Here is a 12,253-nt window from a genome sequence, read left to right as displayed (position 1 = left end):
ACTATCGTCCCAGGCGCTTCTCGCGCCGTTCCTGCGCCCACTGGGGGAACAGGATGCCGCGCTGGGGCGCCCCGTCCAGCACGTACTCGATACTGCCCTTGAACAGCACCGCCGGAAGCGGGCCGGGAATGCGGAAGACCTCCCGGCCGGCGGGATCGAGGAACAGGGTGGTGGGGGTGAAGTTGACCCCGGTCTTCCGCGCATAGTCCTTTTCGGTCATCGCCTTGCCGTCGAAGCCGGTGACTTCCTGGCTGCCGTGGATGTTGATCTGCAGGGTGTCGAAGTTGGCCGACAGCAGGGCGACGACATCCTTGTCGGCGAAGACTTCCTTGTGCAGACGCTCGCAGCCGGGGCACCCAAGTTGCTCGAAGATCACCACCAAACCCTTCCTGCCGGCCGCCACGGCCTCCTTCATGTCATCGGCAAGCACCAGAAAGGACAGACCCTTGATCCAGGGCTGGGTATGCAGCCCGTCGGGCCGCAAGGGGCCTTCCGCCCGCACCGTACCGGCCGCCAGCAGCAGGGCCAGGGCGATCCACAGGGTCTTTCGCATGACGAGCCTCCCGGCAAAGCGATTCGCCGGGCATGGTAGCGCAAAATGGCGTCTGGCGTCAGTCCGCTTCGGCGTCCAGCGCGTAGCCGGCGGAACGGACCGTGCGGATCAGGTCCCGCTCGCCCACGTCGTTGAGCGCCTTGCGCAAGCGGCGGATATGGACGTCCACCGTGCGCAGTTCGACGTAGATGTCGCGCCCCCAGACCTTGTCCAGGAGCTGTTCGCGGGAAAAGACGCGGCCGGGTTTTTCCAGGAAAACCCTGAGCATGCGGAACTCGGTGGGCCCCAGCCGGACCGCCCGCTCGCCCCGGTTGACCCGGTGCGAGGCCAGGTCCATGGCCACATCCTCGTAACGCAGCGTCTCGCCGTCGCCGCCCGGCGCGGCGCGGCGCAATACGGCACGGGCGCGGGCCACCAGTTCCGAAGGAGAAAACGGCTTGACCACATAGTCGTCGGCGCCGCTGTCCAGGCCGCGGATGCGGTCGCTTTCCTCGCCGCGCGCGGTCAGCATGATGATCGGCAGGCCGCGGGTCTCGCCCTTCTGGCGCACCTGGCGGCAGACCTCGATGCCCGACAGCTTGGGCAGCATCCAGTCCAGGATCACCAGGTCGGGAGCTTGTTCGGCGATCTGCAATAGGGCTTCCTCGCCGTCCATGGCTATGGCGGTGCGGAACCCTTCCTTCTCGAAGTTGTATTTCAGGATCTCGACGAGAGGGGGCTCGTCCTCGACGATCAGGGCCAGCGGCTTCATTCGGCGCCCTTCCTGTCCGGTTGAATGACGGTGAAGCTGGAAGTGTCGCCCTTGGGCCGACTGTCTTCCGGTTCGGTGCCGCGCACCAGGAACAGCACGTTTTCGGCGATGTTGGTGGCGTGATCGCCGATGCGTTCCAGGTTCTTGGCGACGAACAACAGGTGTGTGCAGGCCGAGATGTTGCGGGGATCTTCCATCATGTAGGTGAGCAACTCGCGGAACAGGCTGGTGTGCAGCGCGTCCACGTCGCCGTCGCGCCGGCGCACGTCCTCGGCCTTGCCGGCGTCGCGGGTCAGATAGGCGTCCAGCACGTTCTTCATCATTTCCTGGACCAGACGCGACATGCGGGCCACCGTGGCGGCGGCCCCCATGGGCGGCGTCTGGGACAGGGCGACGGCCCGCTTGGCGATGTTCTTGCCGTAGTCGCCGATGCGCTCGATCAGCGCCGATGTCTTCAACGCCACCACGACCGCCCGCAAATCGCCCGCCACGGGCTGGCGAAGCGCCAGAAGGTTGATGGCGGCATGGTCGACTTGGCGTTCCAGCAGGTCGATGCGCTTGTCGGCGGCCACCACGCGGGCCGCCTTTTCGCTGTCGCGCTTGACCAGGGCGTCGATGGCGTCGGCCAGTTGCGCCTCCGCCAGCCCGCCCATCTCGGCGATCGCATTGTCGAGGCGGACGAGTTCCTCGTCGAACGACTTGACGATGTGGTGGTCGGTCATGACCCGCTCTCCCTCAGCCGAAGCGGCCGGTGATGTATCCCTGGGTCCGCGGGTCCCGGGGATTGGTGAAGATCTGTCCGGTGTCGCCCACCTCGACCAGTTCGCCCAGGTGGAAGAAGGCCGTGCGCTGCGAGACGCGGGCCGCCTGCTGCATGGAATGGGTGACGATGATGATGGTGTAGTTGGCGCGCAGTTCGTCGATCAGTTCCTCGATCTTGGCGGTGGCGATGGGATCGAGGGCCGAGCAAGGCTCGTCCATCAGGATCACCTCGGGCTGCACGGCGATGGCGCGGGCGATGCAAAGGCGCTGCTGCTGGCCGCCGGACAGGCCGGTGCCCGGTTCCTGCAGGCGGTCCTTGACCTCGTTCCACAGGCCGGCCTTTTCCAGGCTGGTGCGCACCACCTCGTCCATCTCGCCGCGAGTGGCGGCCAGGCCGTGGATGCGCGGACCATAGGCGATGTTGTCGTAGACCGACTTGGGGAAGGGATTGGGCTTCTGGAAAACCATGCCGATGCGCGCCCGCAGGTGCACCACGTCGACCGCCTTGGCGTTGACGTCGGTCTCGTCCATCTCGATCTTTCCCGTCACCCGGCAGCCGGGGATCAGATCGTTCATCCGGTTGAGGCAGCGCAGGAAAGTGGACTTGCCGCAGCCCGAGGGGCCGATCAGCGATGTCACCACATGCTCGGGAATTTCCAGATTGATGCCGAACAGCGCCTGCTTGTCGCCGTAGTAGGTCGACACGTCGGCGGCCTTCATCTTGATCTTGCCGTTTCCGTTGCCGTTGCCGTTGCCGAGATCGGCGGAGCGGACCTTGTGGGAGAGAGGTTTGAGGCTCATGGGATCCCTTACCAGCGTATCTCGAACCGTTTGCGCAGGTAGACCGCCAGCGCGTTCATGAACACGAGGAAGCCCAGCAGCACGATGATGGCGGCCGACGTGCGTTCCACGAAAGCGCGCTCGGGGGCGTCGGACCAAAGGTAGACCTGGACCGGCATGACCGTCGCCGGATCGGTAAAGCCGGCCGGTACGTTGACGATGAAGGCGACCATGCCGATCATCAACAGCGGCGCCGATTCGCCAAGGGCGCGCGCCATGCCGATGATGGTGCCGGTGAGGATGCCCGGCAGGGCCAGCGGCAGCACGTGATGGAAGACCACCTGGATGGGCGACGCGCCCAGGCCGAAGGCAGCCTCGCGGATGGAAGGCGGCACCGACTTCAGGGCCACCCGCCCGGCGATGATGATGGTAGGCAGAGTCATCAGGGCCAGCACCATGCCGCCGACCAGGGGCGCGGACCGGGGCAGGCCGAAGAAGTTGAGGAACATCGCCAGGCCCAGCAGGCCGAAGACGATGGACGGCACGGCCGCCAGGTTGTTGATGTTGACCTCGATCAGCTGGGTGAAGCGGTTCTTGGGCGCGAATTCTTCCAGGTAGACCGCCGCGCCCACCGCCACCGGGAAGGACAGCACCAGGGTCACCGCCATGGTCAGCAGCGAGCCCGTGAGGGCGCCCAGGATGCCAGCCTGTTCGGGTTCGCGGGAATCGCCCGCGGTGAACAGCACGCTGTTGAAGGCCTTCTTGACCAGCCCCTTGTCCTCCAGGGTCTTCACCCAGGCGGCCTGGCGGTCGTTGACCCGGCGTTCGGTCTCGGCCAAGTCGCGACGCACGTTGCCCTTGACGTGCTGGTCCACGTCGGCCGAAGCAGGCAGGGCCACCATCGCCTTGCCGCCCACCAGGGACGGGGTCTTCTCGACTTCGGCGCGCAAGGCGAAGCCGGCGCCCGAACTCAGCAAGGCGGCAAGCATCTGCCGGTCTCGGCGTTCCGCGATCTCGGGAAACTGGGCCCACAGGGCCTTCTTGGCCAAGCCTTGCCAGTCGCCGTCCTTGACCTGTTCGGGAACGAACTCGACCTCCAGGGATATCCGGGTCTGCAAGAAGGCCGAAACGCCGTTGGCGCCGATGGCGACGAACAGCAGCGCCAGGCAGGACAGGGCGAAGACGATGGCCGACAGGCCGTAGGCGCGGAACCGGCGCTCGGCGGCGTAGCGGCGCCTGAGGCTCGCCTCGATGCGGGCGGAAACGGTCATGGTCTCGCCGTTCATGCGGACTTCCCGGGGCAGGTGGGCGGCGGCGGCGTCACTCATACTGTTCCCTGTACTTGTTGACCACGTGGAGGGCGACCACGTTGAGCACCAGGGTCACCACGAAAAGCATCAGGCCCAGGGCGAAGGCCGCCAGGGTCTTGGCGCTGTCGAATTCCTGGTCGCCCACCAGGAGGGTGACGATCTGCACGGTCACCGTGGTGACCGCCTCGAAGGGGTTGGCCGTCAGGTTGGCGGTCAGGCCGGCGGCCATGACCACCACCATGGTCTCGCCGATGGCGCGCGACACCGCCAGCAACAGGCCGCCGATGATGCCCGGCAGGGCGGCGGGGATGATGACCAGGCGCACGGTCTCGGAGCGGGTGGCGCCCAGGCCCAGCGAGCCTTCGCGCATGGCGCTGGGCACGGCGGTTATCACGTCGTCCGAAATCGAGGACACGAAGGGGATGATCATCACCCCCATGACCACCCCTGCGGCCAACGCGCTTTCCGACGAGATGGCAAAGCCCGCCATGGCCCCGGTGTCGCGGAAGAAGGGCGCCACGGTCAGGGCGGCGAAGAAGCCGTAGACCACGGTCGGGATGCCGGCCAGGATTTCCATCAGCGGCTTGACCGTGTCGCGGAACTTGGGGTGGGCGTATTCGCCCATGTAGATGGCGGCGAACAGGCCCGTCGGCGCCGCGACCACCATGGCGATCAGCGAGATCAGCATGGTGCCGGCGAACAGCGGGATGGCGCCGAAGCGGCCGGAAGCGCCCACCTGGTCGGCACGCAAGGCCGTCTGGGGGCTCCATTCCAGGCCGAACAGGAAGTCGAGCGGCGGCACCTTCTGGAAGAACCGCATGGCCTCGAACAGCAACGACAGCACGATACCCAGGGTGGTGAAGATGGCGATCACCGAACAGACCAGCAGGAAGACGCGCACCAGGGTTTCGATGCGGTTGCGGGCCCGGAAGTCGGGATGGATGCGCCCGCGGGCATAGGTCAGGCCCGCCGCGGCCAGGGCGGTGGACACCGCGGCCATGGCAAGAAAGCTGGTCTGGCGGAGTGCGGCGTAGTGGTCGGCGGCGGCCCGCATCTCGGCCGATGGCTCGCCCCCGAAGACCTGGCCGCGCGCCAGGTTGCGGACTTCGGTGAGCAGCAGGCCGATGCGCGAGCCGTCCAGGCCGCGCAGGGATTCGGGCAGGGCGGAAACCACCAGGGTTTCCACCACCCGCCCTTCGAAAACCAGCCAGACGGCCAGCAGGGCCAAGGCCGGCAGGCCGCACCAGGCGGCCACGAAGTAGCCGTAGTAGTCGGGAAGCGAATGCAATTGGCGGAGGTTCCCGCCGACGCCGGCCACCGCCCGCGACCGCCCCAGGGCGAAGCCCGCCAGGGTGAGCACGATCAGGACCAGGAGGAGAACGGTCGTCTGCACGGGAAACCTCGCCGATTGCCGTCAGGTTACTTCACGTTGTTCGCCAGGTCGCGGGCGGCCTTGCCCAGGGTCTCGCGATCCGCCTTGGGCAGCGGGATCAGACCCTTGTCGGCCAGGTAGCCGCTCTCGCCCCAGGCCTTCTCGCTGGTGAATTCGGCCACGAATTCCTGCATGCCGGGGATGGTGCCGACATGGGCCTTCTTCACGTAGAAGAACAGCGGACGGGAGACCGGGTACTTGCCCGACGCGATATTGTCGAAGTTGGCGTCGGTGCCTTCCACCTTGGTGGCCTGGATCTTGTCGGCGTTCTGGTCGAGGAAGCTGAAGCCGAAGATGCCGAAAGCGTTGGTGTTGGATTCCAGCTTGCGCACGATCAGGACGTCGTTCTCGCCGGCTTCGATGAAGGCGCCGTCCTCGCGGACGCCCTGGCAGACCGCCTGGTGCTTCTTCTTGTCGGCTTCCTTGAGCGCCTTGGATTCGGGGAACTTGTCGCAGCCCGGTTCCATGACCAGTTCGACGAAGGCGTCGCGGGTGCCCGATGTCGGCGGCGGGCCCAGCACTTCGATCTTCTGGGCAGGCAGCGAAGCGTCGATCTCGCTCCACATCTTGTAGGGGTTGGCCTTGAAGCCGCCGGCCCCGTCCGGCACGTCCTTGGCGAGCGCCAGGAAGAGCTGCTGGCGGGTGACGGTCATCTGCTTGGCGCTCTTGGAATTGGCGATCACGATGCCGTCGAAGCCGATCTTGACCTCGGTGATATCGGTGATGCCGTTCTTGACGCAGTCCTCGACCTCGGACTTCTTGATGGCGCGCGAAGCATTCGTCATGTCCGGATTGTTGGGGCCGATGCCGGCGCAGAACAGCTTGAAGCCGCCGCCGGTGCCGGTGCTTTCCACCACCGGGGACTTGAACTTGCCTTGCTTGCCGAACTGTTCGGCCACCGCGGTCGAGAAGGGATAGACGGTCGACGAACCGACGATGCGGATCTGGTCGCGGGCCTCGGCGGCGCCGGTAAGGGCGACGGTCGCCACGGCGGCGAGCAGGATGGAATTCTTGAGCATGGATGGTCTCCTCGGGGTTTCACCTCAATGGGGCGGAACCTATGAAGCGTCGGCTTCGATTTTATGACTGCTCGGTTACGCTTTTATGACATACGGGAAGAAGGACCGTCACCGTCGTCCCTTCGCCGACCTCGCTGGAAATCATCAGCCGGCCGCGGTGGCGGTTGACGATGTGCTTGACGATGGCCAAGCCCAGCCCGGTTCCGCCGGCGCCCCGCGAGCGCGCCTTGTCCACCCGGTAGAATCGTTCGGTAAGGCGCGGCAAGTCGTCGCGGGCGATGCCCTCGCCCTGGTCCGCCACCGTCACCGCCACGCCGGGACAGTCGATGGAAGGCAGCCGTTCGACGGTGAAGGCGGAAACCTGCACCGTCGAGCCCTCGCGGGCGTATTTCAGGGAATTGTCGATCAGGTTCTGGAAGACCTGGGTCAGTTCGTCGGCCGCGCCCATCACGGCCGGCAGGTCGGGCGGCAGGTCGAGGCGAATGGTCATCCCGCGACCTTTCGCCCGCTCGGCCACCAATTCTGCGACCTGGCGCAGCAGGCGGTCGACCGGAGCCTTGGCCCGGGGCAGGATGTGCTCGTTGACTTCGACCCGCGACAGGGACAGCAGGTCGTCGATCAGGCGGGCCATGCGGCCCGATTCGCGGGCCATGATGGCGAGGAAGCGGTCACGGGCCTCGGCGTCGTCGGCGGCGGGACCGCGCAGGGTTTCGATGATGCCGATCAGGGCCGAAAGGGGCGAACGCAGTTCGTGGCTGACATTGGCGACGAAATCGGCCCGCATCTGCTCGGCGCGCCGGGCCAGGGTGGTGTCGTTGAGCACCAGCACGGCGCGCACCGCCCCGCCGGACTGGACCGGCACGGCCACCACCTGGACGCGGTAGTCGCGCTGCACGGGCACCGGCAGGGAGACTTCGACCTCGCGACGGTCGTCCTCGCCCTCCAGCACCGCGTCGACGGCGTCCAGTGCCGCCGGGTGGCGCAAGGCGCGGGCCAGGTTGAACCCCACCAGCCCGCCGCCCAGCAACTCGTCGGCCGCCCGGTTGGCGGCCAGCACGCGCCGGTCCCCGTCCAGCAGAATCACCGGATCGGGCAGACTGTCCAGGACGGCATCGGGAATCGGGAACATCGGGGAAGGATAGCGACAGTCCGGTCCGCGCCAAGTGAAATCTCAGCGATGCCGGTCGGCATTTCCGCGCCCGGTCCCTTCGTCTCTCGCCAAGGGAAGAGCCATCGTCACAGTCCCGTTCGTGACGCTCGCCGCCCGCGCGGCGGGAGAATCCTGCTTCTGGGGAAGGGAAGTGGGCAGGACCAACCACGACACCATCGCGGCCATGGCCAGGGCCGCCACCCTGCCCGAGGACACGATCAAGCGTCGGGGCAGAGAAGGCGCAGAAAACCGTTCCGCCTTGGGCCGTCGGCGCTGGCACCGGAAAATCTCGCGCCGGACCACGCCCCCTTGTTCATCCTCGGTATCCAGGCATATCTGGACGATATCGAAGGCCGGGTTGCCAAGCGCGCCGACAGCGATGGAAGCCGCCCTTTCCGCCCGCTCGGGCGACAAGACCGTGATGGTGACCCAGGTTGCCCCGTGCCGCGCCTCGACCACCAAACGTCGTCCCGAATGCTCCGCCATGTCCGCTCCCCGGCTTGCCGCCGTTAGAACTGGCCGCGTGAAATCATTGGGGAAATTCTGACTCTCCCATGGTTAACGAACCCATAAGGGCCAGTCTCCTTCAATCGGCAAGCGGCATTCCGGCTCAAGGCTCTTGCCAGGCCGCGCGGAGGGCTCCACAAAGAGGTCATGCTCAGTCCCACCGATCTCCGCCGTGCCGCCGCCTGGGTGTTCGATCTGGACAACACCCTCTATCCCGCCTCCTGCGACCTGTTCGCTCGCATCGACGAACGAATGAAGGCCTGGATCGCCGATTTCCTGGGGGTCGACCACGAGGAGGCCTTCCGGGTCCAGAAGCTCTACTTCCGGGAATACGGCACCACGCTACGGGGCCTGATGGACCGCCACGGGGTGGAGCCCGAGCCCTATCTGGATTACGTCCACGACATCGACGTCTCGGCGGTGCAGCCCAATCCCCGGCTGGGACGAGCCTTGGCGGCCCTGCCGGGGCGCAAGCTGGTCTTCACCAACGGCTCGGTCCGCCATGCCAGGAGGGTCACCGACCGGCTGGGCGTCACCCACCTGTTCGAGACGGTGTTCGACATCGCCTCCGCCGACTACGTCCCCAAGCCCGACCCCGCGGTCTACCGCCAGTTGGTGGCCGACCACGATCTCGACCCGTCCGGTACCGTGATGGTCGAGGACATGGCCCGCAACCTGGAGCCGGCGGCGGCCATGGGCATGACCACGGTCTGGGTGGACGCGGGAACCCCCTGGAGCCGAGAGGGCTCGGACCAGCCCTACGTCCATTACGCTGCCGGGGATCTGACCGGCTGGCTGGCGGGAATCGCAGACGTTTAGGCCTCCTTCCCCCTTTCCGGCGGATTCGACTGGGCCTGTACGCAGGCGGCGGATCGGGTTACAGTCGCCCATCCGCCACAACCGGGCGCCCACCGAATGATCCGCGAGCTTGCCCTGGCCTTCCAACTCGGTCCCGCCGAGGCGGCGACCCTGCGGGGCGCGGCGCCGTGGCGCGGGCTTGGTGCCGGCCGCGCCACGACGCGGACCGTGACTCTGACGTGGTTCGACACCCCCGACCAGGCCCTACGCGACCGCTACATTTCCCTTTGCGTCGAGGCGGCCGGAACCCGCCGCCGGGAACGGGTCGAAATGGTGGGGCTGCGTCTCGCCGCCGCCGCCGAGCATCTGGCCTGGGAGGCCCCTCTGCGTAGCGAGGCGCCCACCCTGGCGACCCCGCGGGACGAACGCCTGCGTTCCTACCTGGACGGCCTGGAGGAAGCGCCGCTGGCTCCCGTCTACCGCGCCGAGATCAAGCGCACGTCGCGCCGATTGTCCACCGCCGACGGCACTATCGTCGACGCGATCCTCGAAGAGGGCGGGATCGTCGCCCAGGGCAGCCCGCGGGAAGTGTGCCGCCTGGTGCTGAGGGCGGCTCCCGAGATGGCTTCCGGCCTGTTCGCCCTGGCCCGTCACATCGCCGTCGAATGGAAGCTGCCGCTCGCCACCCGTTCCCTGGCCGACCGGGCCCGCGACCTCGTCGCGAACCAGCCCCCCGGCTGGACCCGCCGCCGGCCTTCGGACCTGGGGCCCGACTCGACGGTGGAACAGGCCATGGCCTCGATGGTCCGCCAAGGTTTCGACCATATCCTCGCCAACCAAGCCTCGGTACTGGAAAGCGACGATCCCGAAGGTATCCACCAGATGCGCGTCGGCCTGCGCCGTACCCGCTCGGCGCTACGCCTGTTCCGTAAGCTGTTGCCGGCCGCCCAGTACGATTGGCTGACCGCCGAGATCAAATGGGCGACCGCACAGTTGGGCCCGGCCCGCGACATGGACGTCTTCGAGGACGAACTGGTCGCGCCCGCCGTCGCGGGGGCCGGCGATCACGCCGCCTTCAAGGCTCTGGCCGGGCGCATCCGCGCGGAAAGGACCCGCCGCCGCCGCGCCGCCCGCCGCGCCCTCGAATCGGCCCGCTGGAGGATCTTCGTCCTCGAAGTCGGCGGGTGGTTGACCGGGCAGGCCTGGCGGGTCGCCTGGGGGCCCGACCTGCCCGACAAACTGCTGTCGCCCATCGGCGACTTGGCGGCCCGGCAACTGGCCCGCCGCCACCGGCAGATACATCGCGACGGCCGCCGCTTCCACGAACTGACGCCCGAAGAGCGACACCAGTTGCGTATCGACGTCAAGAAGCTGCGCTACGCCCTGGATTTCTTCGGCCCCCTTTACGCGGAGCGGCGGGTCACCCGTTACCTGGAACGCCTGGCAGGCCTGCAGGACGGCCTCGGGTACCTGAACGACGTGACCGTGGCCCGCCGGCTGATCGACGGACTCTGTGCCGGCTGCAAGGGCGAGACTCTGGTCCGCTGCCTGCTGGCCGGCGGCCTGATTCTCGGCTGGCACGCCCACGGGGCAGTGGCGCGCGAAGATCAGCTCAAGGCCGATCTGGCCGTCTTCCTGCGCGCCAAACCTTTCTGGAACTCCTGACGCCCCTGCGGCGCCGCGCAAGATTTTTGCGCGCGCCGACCCCGGCCGCGAAAGCTTCGAACAACAAATAACCGCTATTACGTTAAGTTACAATTTCGCATTTGCTTACAGTGCGTTGCAGCATTTCATTTGCTTGCTTTTTCGTCCGATCCCGACTTACCCTAAAGCCCAGCGATTCAGGCGAAGGAGACGATCCATGGCAAAAGCGGCCACCCGCAAGTCCGCCAAGGCCCCGGACCCGGCACTGCCGGGCCGCGAGGAACTGCTCGGATATTACCGGCAGATGCTGCTGATCCGCCGTTTCGAGGAAAAGTCGGGCCAGCTCTACGGCATGGGTCTGATCGGCGGTTTTTGCCACCTCTACATCGGCCAGGAGGCCGTGGTGGTCGGCCTGCAATCGATCGCCAATCCCCAGGACACCGTGGTCACCAGCTACCGCGACCACGGCCACATGCTGGTCTGCGGCATGGACCCCAAGGGCGTGATGGCCGAACTCACGGGCCGGGCCGGCGGCTATTCCAAGGGCAAGGGCGGGTCCATGCACATGTTCTCGCGCGAGAAGAACTTCTTCGGCGGCCACGGCATCGTCGGCGCCCAGATGCCCATCGGCACCGGGCTCGCCTTCGCCCACAAGTACAAGGACGACGGCGGGATCTGCTTCGCCTATTGCGGCGACGGCGCCATCAACCAGGGCCAAGTCTACGAGGCCTTCAACATGGCGGCGCTCTGGAAGCTGCCGGTGGTCTACGTGATCGAGAACAACCGCTACGGCATGGGCACCTCGGTGGAACGCGCCTCGGCGAACGCCGAGCTTTACCGGCGCGGCCAGGCCTACGACATCCCCGGCCAGCAGGTGAACGGCATGGACGTGCTGGCGGTGCGCGAGGCCGGCGCCAAGGCCGCCGCCCACTGCCGGGCCGGCCGGGGCCCCTACGTGCTGGAAATGAAGACCTACCGCTACCGCGGCCATTCCATGTCCGACCCGGCCAAGTACCGCACCAAGGAGGAGGTCGAGCGGGTGCGCAAGGAAAGCGATCCCTTGGATACGCTCCGCGACCTGCTGTTCACCCGCGGCCTGGCGGACGAGGCGGCGCTGAAGGAGATGGACCGGCAAGTGAAGGACATCGTCGGCCAGGCGGCGGAATTCGCCCAGGCCAGCCCGGAACCCGGTCCGGCGGAGCTGTATACCGACATCCTGGTGGAGGCCTGAGCCATGCCCGTCAACATCCTGATGCCCGCCCTCTCCCCCACCATGACCGAGGGCAAGCTGGCGCGCTGGCTGAAGAACGAGGGCGACGCCGTGAAGAGCGGCGAGACCCTGGCCGAAATCGAGACCGACAAGGCGACCATGGAACTGGAGGCGGTGGACGAAGGCACGCTTGGCAAGATCCTGGTCCCCGCCGGCACCGAAGGGGTCAAGGTCAACGCTCCCATCGCCGTCATCTTGGAGGAAGGCGAAAGCGCCGCCGCCCTGGACGCCGCGCCGGCGCCGATGGCCGCCCCGGCGCCCGCGACCGTCGCGCCCT

The 12,253-nt window shown here is 67.1% G+C and carries 13 protein-coding genes; 4 read left to right on the top strand and 9 right to left on the bottom strand.

Annotated features, from left to right (window positions below; translation table 11 throughout):
- Position 1: 1 nt before the first annotated feature.
- The 9 genes from H7841_09610 to H7841_09570 form a co-directional block, all read right to left on the bottom strand.
- On the bottom strand, positions 2-553 hold the full coding sequence (locus H7841_09610) for a thioredoxin family protein (GenBank protein ID MEO5337135.1): 552 nt from the start codon (positions 551-553) through the stop codon (positions 2-4).
- Between the two features lie 58 nt (positions 554-611).
- On the bottom strand, positions 612-1,304 hold the full coding sequence (gene phoB, locus H7841_09605) for a phosphate regulon transcriptional regulator PhoB (protein MEO5337134.1): 693 nt from the start codon (positions 1,302-1,304) through the stop codon (positions 612-614).
- A complete protein-coding gene (gene phoU, locus H7841_09600; GenBank protein MEO5337133.1) occupies positions 1,301-2,026 on the bottom strand; it encodes a phosphate signaling complex protein PhoU in 726 nt (241 codons plus the stop codon). Before phoU ends, phoB begins: the two co-directional genes overlap by 4 nt.
- Positions 2,027-2,039: 13 nt before the next feature.
- Positions 2,040-2,786 carry a phosphate ABC transporter ATP-binding protein PstB gene (gene pstB / locus H7841_09595; protein MEO5337132.1) on the bottom strand — a complete coding sequence of 249 codons (747 nt, stop codon included), beginning with the start codon at positions 2,784-2,786 and terminating at the stop codon, positions 2,040-2,042.
- Between the two features lie 89 nt (positions 2,787-2,875).
- Positions 2,876-4,117, bottom strand: a complete 1,242-nt coding sequence (pstA, locus tag H7841_09590) for a phosphate ABC transporter permease PstA (protein MEO5337131.1) — start codon at positions 4,115-4,117, stop codon at positions 2,876-2,878.
- Positions 4,118-4,166: 49 nt separating this feature from the next.
- Positions 4,167-5,549 (bottom strand): phosphate ABC transporter permease subunit PstC, encoded by a 1,383-nt coding sequence (gene pstC / locus H7841_09585; GenBank protein ID MEO5337130.1) that lies wholly within the window; start codon positions 5,547-5,549, stop codon positions 4,167-4,169.
- A 26-nt stretch (positions 5,550-5,575) separates the two neighbouring features.
- Positions 5,576-6,607: a PstS family phosphate ABC transporter substrate-binding protein gene (locus H7841_09580; GenBank protein ID MEO5337129.1), complete on the bottom strand. Its 1,032-nt coding sequence runs from the start codon at positions 6,605-6,607 to the stop codon at positions 5,576-5,578.
- Positions 6,608-6,668: 61 nt separating this feature from the next.
- Positions 6,669-7,736: an ATP-binding protein gene (locus tag H7841_09575; protein ID MEO5337128.1), complete on the bottom strand. Its 1,068-nt coding sequence runs from the start codon at positions 7,734-7,736 to the stop codon at positions 6,669-6,671.
- A 42-nt stretch (positions 7,737-7,778) separates the two neighbouring features.
- Positions 7,779-8,243: a hypothetical protein gene (locus tag H7841_09570; GenBank protein ID MEO5337127.1), complete on the bottom strand. Its 465-nt coding sequence runs from the start codon at positions 8,241-8,243 to the stop codon at positions 7,779-7,781.
- A 168-nt stretch (positions 8,244-8,411) separates the two neighbouring features.
- On the opposite strand from H7841_09570, the gene H7841_09565 reads away from it, so the two are divergent.
- From H7841_09565 to H7841_09550, 4 genes are all read left to right on the top strand, one after another.
- Complete coding sequence (locus tag H7841_09565) at positions 8,412-9,083, top strand: pyrimidine 5'-nucleotidase (protein ID MEO5337126.1); 672 nt, start codon at positions 8,412-8,414, stop codon at positions 9,081-9,083.
- 96 nt (positions 9,084-9,179) lie between these two features.
- Entirely contained in the window at positions 9,180-10,727 is a 1,548-nt protein-coding gene (locus H7841_09560) for a CHAD domain-containing protein (protein ID MEO5337125.1), read from the top strand.
- Positions 10,728-10,923: 196 nt separating this feature from the next.
- Positions 10,924-11,937: a pyruvate dehydrogenase (acetyl-transferring) E1 component subunit alpha gene (gene pdhA, locus H7841_09555; GenBank protein ID MEO5337124.1), complete on the top strand. Its 1,014-nt coding sequence runs from the start codon at positions 10,924-10,926 to the stop codon at positions 11,935-11,937.
- A 3-nt stretch (positions 11,938-11,940) separates the two neighbouring features.
- Positions 11,941-12,253 (top strand): pyruvate dehydrogenase complex E1 component subunit beta (locus tag H7841_09550; protein ID MEO5337123.1); only part of this gene is annotated, 313 nt, incomplete at its 3' end.

This window comes from Magnetospirillum sp. WYHS-4, assembly GCA_039908345.1.
In the GTDB taxonomy this organism is placed as follows: Bacteria; Pseudomonadota; Alphaproteobacteria; order Rhodospirillales; family GLO-3; genus JAMOBD01.
The sequence above is the reverse complement of the archived record's forward strand: the minus strand, read 5'-3'. Positions and strand labels throughout refer to the sequence as shown.

Excerpts from the sequence above, each read along its gene's own strand:
- phoU (MEO5337133.1), bottom strand. The coding sequence starts at position 2,026 with ATGACCGACCACCACATCGTCAAGTCGTTCGACGAGGAACTCGTCCGC.
- H7841_09610 (MEO5337135.1), bottom strand. The coding sequence starts at position 553 with ATGCGAAAGACCCTGTGGATCGCCCTGGCCCTGCTGCTGGCGGCCGGT.
- pdhA (MEO5337124.1), top strand. The coding sequence starts at position 10,924 with ATGGCAAAAGCGGCCACCCGCAAGTCCGCCAAGGCCCCGGACCCGGCA.
- pstA (MEO5337131.1), bottom strand. The coding sequence starts at position 4,117 with ATGACCGTTTCCGCCCGCATCGAGGCGAGCCTCAGGCGCCGCTACGCC.
- H7841_09565 (MEO5337126.1), top strand. The coding sequence starts at position 8,412 with ATGCTCAGTCCCACCGATCTCCGCCGTGCCGCCGCCTGGGTGTTCGAT.
- pstB (MEO5337132.1), bottom strand. The coding sequence starts at position 2,786 with ATGAAGGCCGCCGACGTGTCGACCTACTACGGCGACAAGCAGGCGCTG.
- H7841_09575 (MEO5337128.1), bottom strand. The coding sequence starts at position 7,736 with ATGTTCCCGATTCCCGATGCCGTCCTGGACAGTCTGCCCGATCCGGTG.
- H7841_09570 (MEO5337127.1), bottom strand. The coding sequence starts at position 8,243 with ATGGCGGAGCATTCGGGACGACGTTTGGTGGTCGAGGCGCGGCACGGG.
- H7841_09580 (MEO5337129.1), bottom strand. The coding sequence starts at position 6,607 with ATGCTCAAGAATTCCATCCTGCTCGCCGCCGTGGCGACCGTCGCCCTT.
- phoB (MEO5337134.1), bottom strand. The coding sequence starts at position 1,304 with ATGAAGCCGCTGGCCCTGATCGTCGAGGACGAGCCCCCTCTCGTCGAG.
- H7841_09560 (MEO5337125.1), top strand. The coding sequence starts at position 9,180 with ATGATCCGCGAGCTTGCCCTGGCCTTCCAACTCGGTCCCGCCGAGGCG.